The sequence below is a fragment of the Microvirga terrestris genome (assembly GCF_015694425.1).
Taxonomy (GTDB): Bacteria; Pseudomonadota; Alphaproteobacteria; order Rhizobiales; family Beijerinckiaceae; genus Microvirga; species Microvirga terrestris.
In genome coordinates this window covers 150243-166923 of record NZ_JADQDN010000003.1, presented here as the reverse complement: position 1 = coordinate 166923, position 16681 = coordinate 150243, and the positions used below count along the sequence as shown (strand labels likewise).

15 protein-coding genes are annotated in these 16681 nt (G+C 62.0%); 9 read left to right on the top strand and 6 right to left on the bottom strand.

Annotated features, from left to right (window positions below; genetic code table 11):
• Positions 1-28 precede the first annotated feature (28 nt).
• From ppc to I2H36_RS07825, 4 genes are all read left to right on the top strand, one after another.
• Positions 29-2815 carry a phosphoenolpyruvate carboxylase gene (gene ppc / locus I2H36_RS07840; protein ID WP_196263336.1) on the top strand — a complete coding sequence of 929 codons (2787 nt, stop codon included), beginning with the start codon at positions 29-31 and terminating at the stop codon, positions 2813-2815.
• 100 nt (positions 2816-2915) lie between these two features.
• Complete coding sequence (locus tag I2H36_RS07835; protein WP_196263335.1) at positions 2916-3089, top strand: hypothetical protein; 174 nt, start codon at positions 2916-2918, stop codon at positions 3087-3089.
• Between the two features lie 98 nt (positions 3090-3187).
• Positions 3188-4099: a dihydrodipicolinate synthase family protein gene (locus I2H36_RS07830; RefSeq protein ID WP_425523287.1), complete on the top strand. Its 912-nt coding sequence runs from the start codon at positions 3188-3190 to the stop codon at positions 4097-4099.
• Positions 4100-4117: 18 nt separating this feature from the next.
• Positions 4118-4897, top strand: coding sequence for an SDR family oxidoreductase (locus tag I2H36_RS07825; protein ID WP_196263334.1), 780 nt, complete (start codon positions 4118-4120; stop codon positions 4895-4897).
• A gap of 39 nt (positions 4898-4936) precedes the next feature.
• Here I2H36_RS07825 and chrA read toward each other — a convergent pair whose 3' ends face one another.
• The 3 genes from chrA to I2H36_RS07810 form a co-directional block, all read right to left on the bottom strand.
• Complete coding sequence (gene chrA, locus I2H36_RS07820) at positions 4937-6337, bottom strand: chromate efflux transporter (RefSeq protein WP_196263333.1); 1401 nt, start codon at positions 6335-6337, stop codon at positions 4937-4939.
• 1 nt (position 6338) lies between these two features.
• On the bottom strand, positions 6339-7163 hold the full coding sequence (locus I2H36_RS07815) for a chromate resistance protein ChrB domain-containing protein (RefSeq protein ID WP_196263332.1): 825 nt from the start codon (positions 7161-7163) through the stop codon (positions 6339-6341).
• Between the two features lie 136 nt (positions 7164-7299).
• Positions 7300-8088, bottom strand: a complete 789-nt coding sequence (locus I2H36_RS07810; RefSeq protein WP_196263331.1) for an LOG family protein — start codon at positions 8086-8088, stop codon at positions 7300-7302.
• Between the two features lie 487 nt (positions 8089-8575).
• Here I2H36_RS07810 and I2H36_RS07805 point away from each other — a divergent pair, with 487 nt between their 5' ends.
• The 3 genes from I2H36_RS07805 to I2H36_RS07795 all read left to right on the top strand — a co-directional run bounded on the left by I2H36_RS07805 (position 8576) and on the right by I2H36_RS07795 (position 12454).
• A complete protein-coding gene (locus tag I2H36_RS07805; protein ID WP_196263330.1) occupies positions 8576-9772 on the top strand; it encodes a fumarylacetoacetate hydrolase family protein in 1197 nt (398 codons plus the stop codon).
• A 2-nt stretch (positions 9773-9774) separates the two neighbouring features.
• On the top strand, positions 9775-11250 hold the full coding sequence (locus tag I2H36_RS07800; protein WP_196263329.1) for an aldehyde dehydrogenase family protein: 1476 nt from the start codon (positions 9775-9777) through the stop codon (positions 11248-11250).
• 406 nt (positions 11251-11656) lie between these two features.
• Complete coding sequence (locus I2H36_RS07795; RefSeq protein ID WP_196263328.1) at positions 11657-12454, top strand: CYTH domain-containing protein; 798 nt, start codon at positions 11657-11659, stop codon at positions 12452-12454.
• A gap of 51 nt (positions 12455-12505) precedes the next feature.
• Here the strand turns inward: I2H36_RS07795 and I2H36_RS07790 are convergent, their stop codons facing one another.
• Genes I2H36_RS07790 through I2H36_RS07780 form a run of 3 tightly spaced genes read right to left on the bottom strand, consistent with a single transcriptional unit; the run spans position 12506 to position 14218 of the window.
• On the bottom strand, positions 12506-13351 hold the full coding sequence (locus I2H36_RS07790) for a lytic transglycosylase domain-containing protein (protein ID WP_196263327.1): 846 nt from the start codon (positions 13349-13351) through the stop codon (positions 12506-12508).
• 38 nt (positions 13352-13389) lie between these two features.
• Entirely contained in the window at positions 13390-13857 is a 468-nt protein-coding gene (locus I2H36_RS07785; RefSeq protein WP_196263326.1) for a hypothetical protein, read from the bottom strand.
• A 7-nt stretch (positions 13858-13864) separates the two neighbouring features.
• Entirely contained in the window at positions 13865-14218 is a 354-nt protein-coding gene (locus I2H36_RS07780) for a DUF6152 family protein (protein WP_196263325.1), read from the bottom strand.
• Positions 14219-14409: 191 nt separating this feature from the next.
• Between I2H36_RS07780 and I2H36_RS07775 the strand changes: the two genes are divergently transcribed.
• Positions 14410-14709 carry an HlyU family transcriptional regulator gene (locus tag I2H36_RS07775; protein ID WP_196263324.1) on the top strand — a complete coding sequence of 100 codons (300 nt, stop codon included), beginning with the start codon at positions 14410-14412 and terminating at the stop codon, positions 14707-14709.
• Between the two features lie 231 nt (positions 14710-14940).
• Positions 14941-16656 (top strand): catalase, encoded by a 1716-nt coding sequence (locus I2H36_RS07770; protein WP_196263323.1) that lies wholly within the window; start codon positions 14941-14943, stop codon positions 16654-16656.
• The last annotated feature ends 25 nt before the right edge of the window (positions 16657-16681 follow it).

The following is a 16681-nucleotide window of genomic DNA, read 5'->3' as shown; positions in this document are numbered from 1 at the left end:
AGCAAAGGCGCTGAAGCGAGAGCCTCCCATGTCCCTGATCAATCCCGACATCACGCCTGAGAAGGATTTTCCCCTTCGCGATGACATCCGCCTCCTGGGGCGTCTCCTCGGTGATACGATTCGCGAGCAGGAGGGGGAGGCAGCCTTCGAGATCGTGGAGCGCATCCGGCAGACCTCGATTCGATACCACCGCGATGAAGATGACGTGGCTCGTCGCGAGCTTGAGACGATTCTGAACAGTCTGTCCCGCGGACGCACGAACCAGATCATCCGCGCCTACAGCTATTTCTCGCATCTGGCGAACATCGCCGAGGACCAGCACCATGTCCGGCGCTCGCGCGCCCATGCGATGAATGGTGCCCACGCCATGACTGCCCCAGCCCCGCGAGAGGGCACCCTGGCGCGGGCCCTCAAGCTCGTGCAGGAAGCTGGCATCAGCCAAACAGCCCTGCAAGCCTTCTTCTCGTCTGCCTTGGTCTGTCCAGTCCTGACCGCCCATCCGACGGAGGTGCGCCGCAAGAGCACCATCGACCGGGAGATGCAGATTTCGCAGATTTTGGCGCAGAGGGATCGCCAAAGTCTGACGCCGGAAGAGGAAGCCACCTGCCAGGAATCCTTGCGTCAAGCAATCCTGACCCTGTGGCAGACAAGCATCCTGCGCCGCAACCGGCTGAAGGTGATCGACGAGGTCAATAACGGCCTATCCTATTACGACTATACCTTCTTCAAGGAGCTGCCGCGGGTCTATGCCTTCCTGGAGGATCAGCTGGCAGCCATCGATCCCATTTGGGAAACCACTGAACTTCCCTCTTTCCTTCGCATGGGCAGCTGGATCGGCGGCGACCGGGACGGCAACCCCTTCGTGACGGCGGAAGCCCTGCGCCAAGCTCTGCTGCTTCAGAGCAAGCATGCGCTCGGCTTTTACCTCGAAGAGTTGCATTGCCTCGGGGCGGAACTGTCGCTGGACGGCCGCTACGTGAATGTGTCCGATGAGGTGCAGGAGCTTGCCAAGGCATCGCCTGATTTATCGCCCCATCGTCAGGACGAGCCCTATCGCCGGGCGATCACGGGAATCTATGCACGCCTCGCCGCCACCGCAGCCGCTCTCGGCCATGGCGATATTGCCCGTCATGCCGTGGGCAACGCGCCAGCCTATTCAAATGTCGAGGAATTTAGAGGCGACCTGTCGGTCCTGCACCGCTCCCTGTTGTCGAACGGATCCGGCTCCCTGTCGCGCGGGCGTCTGCGCAAGCTGCGTCGCGCGGTCGACGTGTTCGGCATTCATCTCGCAAGTCTCGACATGCGCCAGAACTCCGACGTGCATCAGCGCGTCGTGGCGGAGCTGTTCGAAAAGGCGATGCCGGGCGCAGGCTACGAAGCTCTCTCGGAAGAGCAGCGCGTCGCGCTTCTTCTGGAGGAACTCAGGACACCAAGGCCTCTGACTTCGCCCTATCTCGATTATTCGCCTGAAACGTCATCGGAACTCGCCGTCGTTCATGAAGCCGCCGAGGCGCACCGCCGCTATGGCCGTGCGGCCGTGCCGAACTATGTGATTTCGAAGGCGAGCGATCCATCCGATATTCTGGAGGTCGCCCTGCTTCTGAAGGAGGCAGGACTTCTACGTCCACGCGAAGGCGAGATGCACGTCAATATCATCCCGCTCTTCGAGACGATCGCCGATCTGCGCAATTGCAGCCATGTGATGGATGCACTTTTTGCCCTGCCTGACTACATGCGATTGCTGCGTAGCCGGGGACAGGCGCAAGAGGTGATGCTCGGCTATTCCGACAGCAACAAGGATGGCGGTTTCCTTACCTCCGGCTGGGAACTCTACAAGGCAGAAATCGGACTGGTCGATGTCTTCAACCGTCACGGTGTGGCCCTTCGTCTGTTCCATGGCCGCGGCGGTTCCGTCGGCCGGGGCGGCGGACCGAGCTATCAGGCAATCCTTGCGCAGCCTGGCGGCGCCGTGCAGGGCGCCATCCGCATCACGGAGCAGGGCGAGGTCATTGCCGGCAAGTACTCGAACCCCGATCTCGGGCGCCGCAACCTCGAAATTCTCGCCGCCGCAACCCTCGAAGCCTCCCTGCTTCACTCCGGCCAGCCCGCACCGCGCGAGGAATACCTGAAGGCCATGGAGGAACTCTCCAACAGCGCTTTTGAGGCCTATCGCGCCCTCGTCTACGAAACGGATGGCTTCGAGCAGTATTTCTGGGAATCCACCGTCATTGGGGAGATCGCGAATCTCAACATCGGCAGCCGGCCGGCCTCGCGCACGAACTCCCGGCGCATCGAGGATCTGCGGGCTATCCCCTGGGTCTTTGGCTGGGCGCAGTGCCGCCTGATGCTGCCGGGCTGGTACGGGTTCGGCTCGGCCGTGAATGCTTGGCTCGAGAAGAGGCCCGACACCGGCCTCGCGCTGTTGCAGGAGATGTACCGCGAGTGGCCTTTCTTTCAGGCGCTGCTGTCGAACATGGACATGGTGCTGGCCAAGAGCAACATCGCCATCGCGTCCCGTTATGCGAACCTCGTCGAGGACGAGGCCCTGCGCAACGCCATCTTCCAGCGCCTGCGGCATGAATGGGAGGAATCCATCCGCCAATTGCTGGCCATCATGCAGCAGGAATCGCTGCTCGACGGCAATCCGCTTCTGGCTCGCTCCATCCGCAACCGCTTCCCCTATCTCGATCCGTTGAACCACCTTCAGATCGAACTCCTGAAGCGCCACCGTTCCGGCGATGTGGACGAGCAGGTGGTGCAGGGCATTCACCTGTCTATCAATGGGATCGCAGCCGGCTTGCGCAACAGCGGCTAGGAAACAGGGTTTCGGAACTGTGCATGAACTGGTCGGTTGAATCTGGGGGTGCACCCTCGCCGGCGCACCTCTGGCTTATCGACATGATCAGGAGAGTGCCATGTCCCGCGGTGACAAGTCCGCCTACACCGACAAGCAGAAGCGCAAGGCCGAGCATATCGAAGAATCCTACGAGAACCGTGGTCTTTCCGAGAAGGAGGCCGAGCGGCGGGCGTGGGCGACCGTCAACAAGCAGGACGGCGGTGGCAAGAAGAGCGGTTCCGGACGGAGTTAAAGGCATAGCTGGGCAGCCTTGGAAGGGTAGTGCGCTGGGCGGCAAGCGGGTGTAAGAGGGTCCCCTGACCTTTGCCTAGCTCTGCCATGGAGGAAGCCTTGCTCACGAGTTCTGCCGCCGGCGTCTATGTCATCTGCCCCACGCCCTTCGAGGGCGACGGGCGGGTGGACGTCGCCTCGACCGACCGGATGGTCGAAGCCTATCTGAAGGCCGGGGCCACCGGGCTGACGATCCTCGGAATTATGGGTGAGGCCCCAAAGTTGGCAGCCGACGAGGCGCTGGCCTTCGCACGCCAGGTGATCAAGACGGTAGCGGGCCGCGTGCCCGTGATTGTCGGGGTTTCCGCAGCGGGCTTTGCCGCCATGTCGGGCCTGTCCTCCAGGGTGATGGATGCGGGCGCTGCCGGCGTCATGATCGCCCCCCCCTCGACCCTGAAGACCGATGACCAGATCGTCTCCTATTATGCCGATGCGGTCGAAGCCATTGGCACGGAGGTGCCATGGGTGATCCAGGATTACCCGCTCACCACCAATGTGGTCATGACGCCGAAGGTGATCATGCGCATCATTGAGCAGAGCCCGTCCTGCGTCATGCTCAAGCATGAGGATTGGCCTGGTCTCGACAAGATTACCGCCTTGCGCCGCGCAAGCGATGCCGGCCAGGTGCGGCGCGTCTCGATTCTGTGTGGCAACGGTGGCATGTTCCTGCCCTTCGAGATGGAGCGCGGCGCCGACGGCGCCATGACGGGCTATGCCTACCCTGAGATGCTGGTGGGCGTGGTCAACCTCATCAATCAGGGCAAGCGGACTGAGGCGCACGACCTCTTTGATAGGCACCTCCCGCTGGTGCGTTACGAGACGCAGCCCGGCGTCGGGCTGGCCGTGCGCAAATATGTGCTGAAGCGGCGCGGCATCATCGCCACCGACACGCTGCGCAAGCCTGGGCCGAAGCTGAGCCCGGAGACGATTGCCGATATCGAATGGCTGATGGAGCGCATCGAGCGCTCGTAAGAACAGGGGAATTTTCAGATGAAGACAGGATTGGAAGGAAAGCGCGCGCTCGTTCTCGGCGCGAGCAAGGGTCTGGGCTTCGGCATCGCTCAAGGCTTGGCGGAGGAGGGCGCTCGTGTGGCTATCGCAAGCCGCACGATGGAAGGTTCGAAAGTCGCCGCCGACAAGATCGGCAAGGATGTTCTCCCCTTCATCTGCGACACTGGCAAGGTCGATCAGGTTGACACGCTGGTGAAGGATGTGACGGAGGCGCTTGGTGGTGTCGACATCCTCGTGCTCAACAGCGGCGGTCCGCCGCCCGGCAAGGCTCAAGGGGTATCGTCCGATCAGTGGCGCCAATCGTTCGATGCGATGTTCGTCAATCTCGTGCGCATCGCCGATCAGTTGCTGCCCGGCATGATCGAGCGCAAGTTCGGCCGCATCATTTCGGTGATCTCGTCCGGCGTGATCCAGCCGATCCCGAACCTTGCCATCTCCAACGCCATCCGTCCCGCGCTTGTGGGGTGGGGCAAGACGCTGGCGAGCGAGGTGGCGTCCTCTGGCGTCACCGTGAATGCCATTGCGCCGGGCCGCATCGCCACAGATCGCCTGAAGCAGCTCGACGCCGCTAATGCCGAGCGCACGGGCCGCTCCGTGGAGGATGTGGCTGCCGCCGCTCGCGCCGGCATACCGGCTGGGCGTTACGGCGAGATCGAGGAGTTCGCAGCGGCTGCCGTGTTCCTCGCCAGCGAAAAGGCCTCGTTCATGACGGGCTCGATCCTGCGTGTCGATGGCGGCCAGATCTCGTCCGTGACCTGAACGAAAAGTGGGTGAGGCGGACACTGCCTCACCCCACCCTCACGCGATGGCGCCAGCTGCGTAGAGAGCGATCCCCGCGGCCGAAGTCGCAGCCAGGGTTGGCAGCATCCCGACGTGCAAGCGGAACATGGCAACGATAGCCGCCGCCGACAGCAGCAGCGCCCAGAGATTCACGCTTCCCCACACAGGCGCGTCAAAGTTGAGAATGCCCCACTCTATTGGGCGAACGTCTCTGAAGATCGTGTGGATGCCGAACCAGATGGCGAGGTTCAGGATCACGCCCACGACGGCGGCGGTGATTGCCGTCAAGGCGCTGCTTAAAGAGCGATTGCCGCGCAGCACCTCGATGTAAGGGGCGCCAAGGAAGATCCAGAGGAAGCAGGGTGCAAAGGTCACCCATGTGGCGAGGAGGCCGCCCAGCGTGCCTGCCAGAAGCGGATGGAGAGCGCCCGCATCCCGGAAGGCTGCCATGAAGCCCACGAACTGCAGCACCATGATGAGCGGGCCGGGGGTCGTTTCGGCCATTCCGAGACCGTCCAGCATTTCGCCGGGCTGCAGCCAACCATAGGTCTCGACGGCCTGCTGCGCCACGTAGGCCAGAACCGCATAGGCGCCGCCGAAGGTGACCATCGCCATCTTAGAGAAGAAGATCGCGATCTGGCTGAAGACATCTGTGCCGCCGAGAAGCAGCAGAAGTGTGGCGACAGGCATGAGCCAGAGCGTCAGCCATACAGCGGCGATGCGCAGGCTTCGTCCTGTGTAGGGTCTTGCGTGATCTGGGAGATTCTCCCCTAGCAGGTTGTCACCTTCCGCTTCACTCTGGCTGCCATGCCCGCCGAGCTGAAACTCCGCCCGGTTTGCTCTTCCGCCAAGAAACCCGATCAAACCGGCGGCGAGGATGATCAGCGGAAAGGGGGCGTCGAGAAAGAAGATCGCCACGAAGGCAGCCGCCGCAATCCCGATCAGCACTCGGTTCTTGAGCGCGCGCTTGCCGATCCGCACCACCGCCTCGAGCACGATGGCGAGCACGGCCGCCTTCAGGCCGAAGAACAGCGCTGCGACGAAGCCCACCTTGCCGTAGAGGGCATAAATCCAGCTCAAGGTCATGATGGCGATGATGCCCGGCAGGATGAACAGGCCGCCCGCCATGAGGCCGCCGCGCGTGCGGTGCATGAGCCAGCCCACATAGGTGGCCAACTGCTGTGCCTCAGGCCCCGGCAGCAGCATGCAGTAATTGAGGGCATGGAGAAACCGGCTCTCCGAGATCCAGCGCTTCTCCTCGACCAGAATGCGATGCATCACGGCAATCTGGCCCGCCGGCCCGCCGAAGCTCAAGGCCGCGACTCGCAGCCAGACCCGCAAGGCCTCGCCGAGGGAGACGCCATGGCTTGGGAGGGGCTGAGGACTCGAACGTCCCGTGGTTTGCACCGTCTCGCTCATATCACGCCCCAGGCTTCTTCGAGGGCCAGTTATGTGTTTCATCCGTTGCATCCCGGCACCAGCGATAGAAGGCGTCATAGAGCGGAAGCCCAGCCTCGAGCTGGGCGAGATCGTCCGGATACATGCGGGATAGTCCCAGGGAAACGGCCAAGAGGCCTGGCGCCTCGGGAGCAAGATCGAGCCGAGCCGTGTCGGCCCCCCTCACGATCGTGGCGAGGCGTTTCAAGGCCTCGATGCCGAGCCCGAATTCCTCGACCATCACGTCGAAGGTGCAAAGCTCCCCGCGATGGCTCCAGAAGACATCGGCGCCTTCGATATCGAAGGGCGTGGCCCCAAACCGATCCGCGACGGCGGGGACCTCCGAGGTCGGAACGAACAGGAATACCGCGCTCGGATCGACAAAGCGGCGGATCAGCCACGGGCAGGCAATCCGGTCGATCTTGGGGCGCGAGCGTGTCACCCATATCGTTCGCTGCCGTGGATCGCGGGGTGGGATCCTTGCAACGGGCACCATAGGCAAGCCAGCTTGAGCCCAGGCCAAAGTTCCGCCATCGAGAGTGTCGGCCGGTATGCCGGCATGGCGGAGCCAGGCTGCCACCCCATGGCTGAGCTTCAGCCCCTTCTGGCAGATCACGATGACGGATCCACCTGTGAATTCATGAGCCCAATCCGAGACCGTGCCGAAGGGGCGTCTTATAGAACCGGGGATAAGACGTGGATGGCTTTCGAAATCCTCATCGGTGCGAACATCGATGAGCACCGGGCACTTGGGGGTGCCGACAAGACGAGCAAGCTTTTCAGCCGAGATTGTGTTGAATGACGACATGATGCATCCGTGAACGTTTGCTGCGGATGCGATGCTTGGGCATGTCGCCTCGTGGGGAGATCGCGACCCCCATGAGATTCATGAAAGGTCACTCCGGCGATTTTGTCAAATCAATTCAAACCTCTCCAACCCAGCCTCAGAAATCCTGCTCCGAGCCTCTATCGAGTGTCTGAACCACGAGCCCATTTTCGATGAGTGTGCTCCAAACCTCCTCGGCGGTGTTGGCGAAATTGACCAACTCGCGATCCTTCTCGCTGACCATGCCGTGCTCGAGGAAGGCGTCGAACTTGATAACGGATTGCCAATAGGCCTTGTCGAAGAGCACGATGGGCAGGGGCGGCGCCTTGCCTGTCTGCCGGAGAGTCAGGATCTCGAACAACTCGTCCAAGGTGCCAAAGCCTCCGGGGAACACCACCAGGGCATTGGCGCGCATAGCCAGATGCATCTTGCGCATCGCGAAGTAGTGGAAGCGGAACGTCAGGTCCGGAGTCGAGTAGGCATTGGGCTCCTGCTCGTGTGGCAGGGTGATGTTGAAGCCGATCGACGGTGCACCCACGTCGGACGCTCCCCGGTTGGCGGCCTCCATGATGCCGGGGCCCCCGCCGGTGGCGATCACATTATCCCGAATACCGCTGTTATGGGTCAGAGCGCCGCCGCGCTGCGAGGCGATGGCGCCGAAGGAGCGTGCCTCCTGGTACCAGAAGGGAAACTTGCCAGGCCCATCCTCTCGTACTCGGGCGCTGCCGAAGACGACGATAGTTGAGCGGATACCCCAGGTGCGAAGATGCTCCTCGGCTTTGGCGTATTCCAGCATGAACCGCACGCCCCGCATGGAATCGCCGAGCAGAAAGTCCTGATCGAGCGCTGCCAGACGGTAGGAAGGCGAGGTCATGTTGGCCGTATTCGAACGCTTGCTGTCATCCATGCGGTGGGACTCCTTCGACCCGGCCACGCACAAAGCACAGTTTCCAAGCGGCGTTAATTCCCCATCGGGCCGATGGGGAGTTCCTGAGGCCCTGACGGTGGGATCCCGACTGGTTCGGCGGGGCTGGGGGCGTCACTGGGCGTAACGGGCGGGACACCCACGGGCTCCTGAGGACTGGGAATGCCCGCCGGTCCCGGATCGGGATGCACGGGCTGGGGCATCGGATTGGGAACATCGGGCTGTGGATTGGGAGACGGGGTATCGGACATTTCTCGCATCCTTCTCGGTGTCGGCCGGCACGTCCATGGCATTGCAGTGGCGTAACTACGCTGCGAACGGGGGATGAACCGGGTTTGTTCCGAGCTTCGCCGGCAGAGCAGAGCTGCAATGAATTTTCCCTATAGCCCCTTGCGGCATGCTCGCTATATCAAAGGCACACAAGGAAAGAGGGCGAAGCACAGCTCTCACGGAAAGCGAGCGCCGGCCGATGGACCATTTGTCTTCAACGAACATTCTCCGTATCCTGCCGGAAGATGGGTTTCAGGGTGCGCTCGTCGGGCGTGTCTGGCGTCCCGGCTTGGGACCTTCGGTCGTGGTCGTGAGGGAGGATGGCCTCTTCGACATCTCCTCCACATGCTCCACGGTCAGCGATCTTGCCGCCATGGCTGATCCGGCGGGTACCGTGAAGGCTGCGCGGGGCGAGAGGATCGGCTCGCTGGAAGACATTGCCGCGAATACGGCCCCCGACCGCCGCGATCCCTCCAAGCCCTGGCTTCTGGCGCCGATCGATCTTCAAGTCATCAAGGCTGCCGGCGTCACTTTCGCAGTCTCCATGCTGGAGCGTGTCATCGAAGAACGGGCGCGGGGCGACGCAAGCGCCGCAGCCGCCATCCGGGCCGAGGTTCTCCGACTCGTGGGTGATGATCTCAGTCGCCTCAAGCCGGGCTCCACTGAGGCGATGGCACTGAAAGATGTTCTCATGGCTCAAGGAGCCTGGAGCCAGTATCTCGAGGTCGGCATCGGGCCGGACGCAGAGGTTTTCACCAAGGCGCCGACCCTCTCCGCCGTCGGCGCCTTCATGGATGCAGGCTTGCATCCCAAATCGACCTGGAACAATCCCGAGCCGGAAGTGGTGGTGATCGTCACCGCTCAAGGAAAGATCGTGGGCGCGACCCTCGGCAACGACGTGAACCTGCGCGATTTCGAAGGGCGCTCGGCTCTGCTGCTCTCGAAGGCGAAGGACAACAACGCGTCCTGCTCGGTCGGCCCCTTCGTCCGGTTCTTTGACGACACCTTCTCTCTCGACGACGTGCGCCAGACCAATGTGACGCTCACGGTGGAAGGCGGGGACGGGTTCAAGCTCGAAGGTTCGTCCTCCATCACCAAGATCAGCCGCGATCCCGAGGACTTGGTCGCACAGACGGTCGGGCCGCACCATCAGTACCCCGACGGATTTGCGCTTTTCCTGGGAACGATGTTCGCTCCCACGCAGGATCGAGGTGAGCCCGGCATGGGCTTCACCCACAAGTATGGCGACATCGTCACCATTGCGGCTCCCAAGCTCGGGGCGCTTACGAACCGCATGAAGCCCAGTTCCGAATGCGAGCCCTGGACCTTCGGTATCCGGGCGCTCATGTCCAACTTGGCCCAGCGGGGCCTCATCAACACCAGACAGGCAGGTTAACGATGACGAAGAACTATATTGCGGGCGAGTGGCTTGCGGCGTCGGAGGCCTCGCCGAACATCAACCCGTCGAACACGCAGGACGTGGTGGGCGAGTTCGCCCGCGCCTCGGCGGCAGAAGCCGAGAGCGCGATTGCGGCCGCATATGACGCCTTCCCGGCCTGGTCCCGCTCCTCGATCCAGCAGCGCCATGATATCCTGAAAAGCGTCGGCGACGAGATCCTGGCCCGCAAGGAGGAACTCGGCCGCCTCCTCTCCCGCGAGGAGGGCAAGACGCTTCCCGAAGGCATCGGCGAGGTCACCCGCGCGGCCCAGATCTTCCACTTCTTCGCCGGCGAGTGCCTGCGGCTGGCCGGTGAGAAGGTGCCGTCCGTGCGGCCGCTCATCGACGTGGAAATCACCCGCGAGCCCGTGGGCGTGATCGGCCTGATCACCCCCTGGAACTTCCCCATCGCCATTCCGGCCTGGAAGATCGCCCCGGCGCTGGCCTACGGCAACACCGTGGTGTTCAAGCCCGCCGAGCTCGTGCCGGGCTCCGCCCATGCGCTCTCCGAGATCATCATCCGGGCCGGCGTGCCGGCTGGCGTGTTCAACCTGGTGATGGGCAAGGGCTCGGTGGTCGGCGAGGCCATGCTGCAGAGCCCCAAGGTGTCGGCAATCTCCTTTACCGGCTCTGTACCCACCGGACGCCGCGTGGCCCAGACCTGCATCACGGCCGATCCGATGAAGAAGTTGCAGCTCGAGATGGGCGGCAAGAACCCGATGGTGGTGCTTGACGATGCCGACCTCAAGGTGGCGGTGGACTGCGCCGTCAACTCGGCTTTCTTCTCCACCGGCCAGCGCTGCACCGCCTCCTCCCGGCTGATCGTGACCGAGGGCATCCACGACCGGTTCGTGGCCGCCATGCAGGAGCGCATGCAGGGCCTGGTTGTCGATGATGCTTTGAAGGCCGGTACCCATATCGGCCCGGTGGTGGATCAGGGCCAGCTCGACCAAGACCTGAAGTACATCCGCATCGGCCAGGAAGAAGGCGCCAAGCTGGTAGCTGGCGGCGAACTCCTGAAGCGCGAGGCGCCCGGCTTCTATCTGGCGCCTGCCTTGTTCACGGAGGTGGACAACCGGATGCGGGTGGCGCGCGAGGAAATCTTCGGGCCCGTGGCGACGGTGATCCGGGCCAGGGACTATGACGAAGCGCTGGAGATCGCCAATGATACGCCGTTCGGCCTGTCCTCGGGCATCTGCACCACGAGCCTGAAATATGCCTCGCACTTCAAGCGCAATGCGGAGGCCGGGATGGTGATGGTGAACCTGCCCACGGCGGGTGTGGACTACCATGTGCCGTTCGGCGGTCGGAAGGGCTCGTCCTACGGTCCGCGCGAGCAGGGCCGCTATGCAGCCGAATTCTACACCACGGTGAAAACCGCCTACACCTTCGACGGAAATTCACCCTACGTGCCGAAGACCACCGCAAGCGAGTGACCTGACGCTCTTGGATGCGCTACGCATTTGGCTCCGGCATCTTCTTCAGTGAGAGGCCGGAGGCTTAACCTATGTAATAGACTGATGCTCAGGATTGAGAACCGTCGTGTCCACAAAGCTCTTCAGGTGGCATATGGGCACATGAATCGAGCGCCCATTAACTCTATCGACAAATCTCTGGCAGCTTTTTGCCACATCCATTGAACTTTGCCACGCGAACGCCATCATAGGCTTTCAAGAGAATTTCGCTTACATGCTCGAATTTCCGCAGTATCAAACGTTGTTTCATGTCGAACCCAGACGAGTTGCCTCTGGAGTATGAATTGTAACTTCGTTGTTTTGGATCAGCATGCTGTAAATTCTTCGAGCTGGTACGCGGCACTCCGATAATAGTAGAGAACTTAATATGGTTACTTCCCGGCGTTACCTCATTGCCTCTTCCCTTGCGCGTCTCATCCGCAAGGAACGGGGAGGCAATCGTGTCACGGAAGGCCACTTCCCCAATCAAGCCGACCGCAGTTCCTTCGTGGTCGTCGAAGGTGACAAAGGTAGCCTCGTTCTGGTTCATGCGAGTTCCGGTGGGCCGATCGAGGAGCGCACCGAGGTTCCGCGGGCTCATGCCGAGGCGCTTCTCGACGTGACGCCGGGCAAGCTGGATTATCTCCTGACGCACCTGACCGTGGGCACCCGCGATATCCAGATCCTGCGCTTCGTGACGCCGGGGCCCCTCGACTTGATCTCCGTGTTCTTCGAGAGCGAGGATGAAGCCCGGGATTTCCGCCCTCTTTCCTGGTTCGGTGCGGACGTCACAACGGAAGTTCCTTATCAGAACCGCTCCATTGCACTGGAAGGTGCCCCGCAGGCGCCGGACGTTCCCATGTCGAACGCGGCCCTCAATAGCCTGCTGGATGCGCTGGAAAATCGCTACGTGGCACCTCGGGGCTATACGGCTCATCACGCACCCGCCCGCAATCAGGCGGAGCAGGGTGGTAGTCAGCGCAACGCACCCCCTCCGCCACCTGCGGCCCAGGCAGGTGATAGGCCGGCGGCTCCACAACGCGGTGTGCTGTCCAGGCCCGCCGCTCCGGCGGACGCGGACATGCGCGACGATGACGACAATAACGATGACAACGATCTGAACCTCAACATCGAGGACAATGTCATCCGCGAACTGGCCCGATCACTCCGGCCCCAGCGGCGCTGATCCGGATCATTCAAGGGAGCCCTCCGATGGAAGCACCGGAGGGCTTTTTCTTTAGCTCGGCAGGACGATGCAGCTGCCTCCCGCCGAGCGGATATCCCGGCACAGCTTCTCCGCTGCCTGGCGTGTTTCGGCAGGTGCGCGCACCCGATAGAACGTTCTGGTTCCGCGGTAGCGCAGGCGCGTGCCGATAATCATCGGCCGCGTATCCTTGATCAGGGATGCATAAGCCCCGCTTGCACGCCTGAAGCTTGCCAGCGCTTTGTCCTTCGAGAAATTCCCGGCAAGTTGAACGCCCCATGGCGCAAAGGGAGCCTCAATCTTCTCTCCACGGCCGGGAGTCCGCAAGGTGGCGACAACCTGCAGGCATGTCTGAGGTTCAGTGCCGGATGCCTCTTGACCAGTGTCCTTCTTGTCCCTTGCATCCGAGGCCCATTCCTCCGCCGAGCGGCCCGTCACGGCGAAGACGTAGTTCTGGGTCTCCGCCGGCAGTCCCCCACGACCGGCCAACCACGAGGCGACCCGAGCAGGACCCCCGTTATAGGCAGCGGCGGCGAGCCCCAGATTGCTGAACTGGTCTGCAAGTCGTGCGATGAATTCCGCAGCCTTCGGGATGGCCTGCTCAGGGTCGAAGGGATCGACCAATCCGCGTTCCCTGGCCGTGCCTGGCATGAACTGCGCGATGCCCTGCGCTCCCGCTGGGCTGACCACATGCGGCCGGAATGAGCTTTCCTGCCAGATCAGCTTGGTGAGCAGGTCGCGCGGAATTTTTTGGGCCCGTGCAGCGCCTTCGATCAGCCGGCATAGAGCCTGCTCGACTGTTTCACCCGAGGAGCCAGGAGTGGCAAAGGCCGGGCTGCAGCAAAGAAGGATTCCGCAAAGCGCCAGCTGCAAGCGCATAAAGACCTCATCGTTGGGTAACTACAAATCGTGCCAAGCTACAGATAGGCGATCATCCGTCCTGCCAAGAGTGTGACACTCCAGGCGAGGAGCGACACGAGAGCATAGATCCGGGCTCCAGGGGGAAGGAATCCGGCGCGCAGGGCTGATCCGAAACGGGCGTGAAAAAGCGCGACATTGACGAGGCCTAACGCGATGAAGGCGAGCTTCACATAGAAGGCAGGGTTGGTTCCGAGCGCACGAGCCTCGACGGCAAGCAGTAGCAGGCCTGTGGGGACCTGCAGGAGGAGGCCTGCCGCCGCGAGGCGAATGGCATAGCGCCCCACCTGCCAGGCATGCTTGCCATGCTCGGCCAGGACCTTCAGGTCGAACACCGCGATGCCGCCGACCACGAAGGCAGCCCCGAGCACATGGAGCAGGTTCGCAGCCGTATAAAGCCATGCGGAGTGGCGCCCCAGATGGCCGAGCCAGGAGCCTTCCAGGGCCGCGAGCAGGTCCAGATACATGGAGCGCCTAGCGCAGTTCGTAGGTCTTGCCACCCACAACAATGCGCTCGGCCCTCAACTCCGTTTCCGTGCGCGTGGAGGGGTAGCCCTCGAGCCTGACCGGTGTCCCGGGCTTGAGCATGTCCGGGTTCAGGCCTCTCGCGCTCATTCGGAAGGGCGGGGCCAAGACCGCGTCCCAGTTCCTATTCTCATGGGTTACACCCACCGTCACATGGGGGTTCTCCCAATTGGCCCGTTGGATGTTGCTCGTGACGGAAATGAGCCGGCCCGCATCGTAGCTCCCCCAGCCATGATGGGCGACGGCGATACCGCCTATCAGAAGCGCTCCGGAGAAGACCAGTCCGAACAGAGGATATTTCATGATCGTGGCCTCCTGAGTCCCCCGACAGCGCGTTCCTGGTAGAGTTGAATCTAGGACCCTCGCCGTCAAGATACTGTTCCAAAAGGACGAAGTGCGATCATGGGATCGTGAAGGGATAGGACGCGATTCGCTCCTTTGCCGAAGCCCGACTATGCTTCGGGCTCACGAATCAACACAGCTTGAGTTCAGTTATGCCTTCCATCCTGAAAAGCCTCTGGAACCGTTTTGCAGGCGGAGGCAGCGCGACCGGCCGCGAGGAGCCTGTTGCCGACGCAGTCGAGTATAAGGGCTTTCGGATCCGTCCCGCACCGTACTCGGCCAAGGGCGGGTACCAGACGGCGGGGATCATTGAGAAGGATTCGGAGAAGGGGATGAAGGAGCACCGCTTCGTGCGTGCCGAAACACATCCCAGCAAAGACGATGCAACTGCCTTCGCCGTCACCAAGGGCAAGCAGATCATCGACGAGCAGGGTGACCGCCTCTTCGGCTGAGTCGTAGAAGGACGCAAAGTCTCAAAAATTTCCGGCGGATCATCGGCGTCTCCGGCGAAACCAATGCCGATTCCGGATGTTGCCTTCGCGAACATGCGGCGGACTGCTGGACAGCCCAATCAGATAATCTGATCGGAACTCATAGAAATATCGATTGGTCTTGATCGCTGCGGGTCCTGTAAGGTTCTTCAGGGGCACATCGCAATCAACAATTCCTCAAGGGAGAGAGCCATGGATAAGAGCCCCAAAGCACCGTCGGGAACGCCGGATCAGGTTCTCACGAACCGGCAGGGCCATCCGATCACCAACAACCAGTCTCAGCGCACGGTTGGAAGCCGTGGCCCGGCCACGCTGGAGAACTATCAATTCCTTGAGAAGATCACCCATTTCGACCGCGAGCGGATCCCGGAGCGCGTTGTCCACGCCCGTGGTTTCGTCTGCTACGGCGAGCTCGAGGTCACCGGCAAGATCGGCGACGAGCCCGCTTCCAAGTACACCCGAGCCAAGCTGTTCCAGGAAGCCGGCAAGAAGACGCCGCTGGCTATCCGCTTCTCCACCGTGATCGGCGGCCGCGATTCCTCCGAGACTGCCCGCGACCCGCGCGGCTTTGCCGTGAAGTTCTACACCGAGGACGGCAATTGGGATCTGGTTGGCAACAACTTGGCAGTTTTCTTCATCCGCGATGCCATTAAATTCCCGGATGTGATTCACTCCTTGAAGCCCGATCCGATCACGTTCCGCCAAGAGCCGAACCGGATCTTCGACTTCATGAGCCAGGCCCCGGAATCCATGCACATGCTGACGCACCTGTTCAGCCCGCGTGGCATTCCGGCGAGCTACCGGCATATGGAAGGATTCGGGGTCAACACCTACAAGATGGTCAATGCCAAGGGTGATACGGTCCTGGTGAAGTACCATTTCCATCCTCGCTGCGGCCTGGCCAGCCTGACGGCCGAGGAGGCCGCCAAGGTGCAGGGGCAGGATCTCGGTTCTGCCTCCAAGGATCTCTATGAGGCCATTGAGCGGGGCGAACATCCCCAATGGGACATGTACGTTCAGATCATGGAGGATCACGACCATCCGGAGCTGGACTGGGATCCACTCGACGACACCAAGATCTGGCCAGAGAAGGACTTCCCGCTCCGCCACATGGGCGTCATGACGCTCAACCGGAACGTCCAAGATCACTTCAACGAGAACGAGCAGATCGCCATGGGCACGGGCGTTCTCGTGGACGGGCTCGACTTCTCGGACGATAAGATGCTGGTGGGGCGGACCTTCTCCTATTCCGACACCCAGCGCTACCGCGTCGGCACGAACTACCTGCAGCTGCCGGTGAACCAAGCCAAGAACGCCAAGGTTTCCACTAACCTGAACGGCGGGCAGATGTCCTATCGCCGCGATCTTGCGCCGGGGCAGAACCCGCACGTGAACTACGAGCCTTCGATCCACAATGGCCTGCGTGAATCGCCTCGCGAGGAGCCGAACAATGCGCCGGAGATCCGGGGGCGCCTGACCCGCAGCGTCCTTGAGCGCCGCAACGATTACGTCCAGGCGCGAGGCCGCTACTGCACCATGATGGACTGGGAGCGCGACGATCTCGTTCTCAACATGGGCACACTGCTCGGCCAATGCGAGCGGGATGTGCAGGAACGGATGGTCTGGCACCTCATGTTGGTCCATGACGACTACGGCACCCGGGTGGGCAAAGTGCTCGGCATTACGGCGGACGATGTGCGCAACCTTCAGCCGCTGCCGAAGCAGGTGCTGACGGACGAGGACAAGAGCAGGCTTCAGAGGCTGGGCAAGAACGGCGACACGATCGATCCGGCCGTCTGGGGTCAGTGGACGAGTTCCGTGAAGAACTACAAAGCTTCGGCCGAAGAGGTCTTGAACGGCATGCGCGACGTTCCGACGAAGCCAGCCACGAAAGAGGCGGCTGAGTAGTCCTAGCATAGGTTCAAGATGGAAT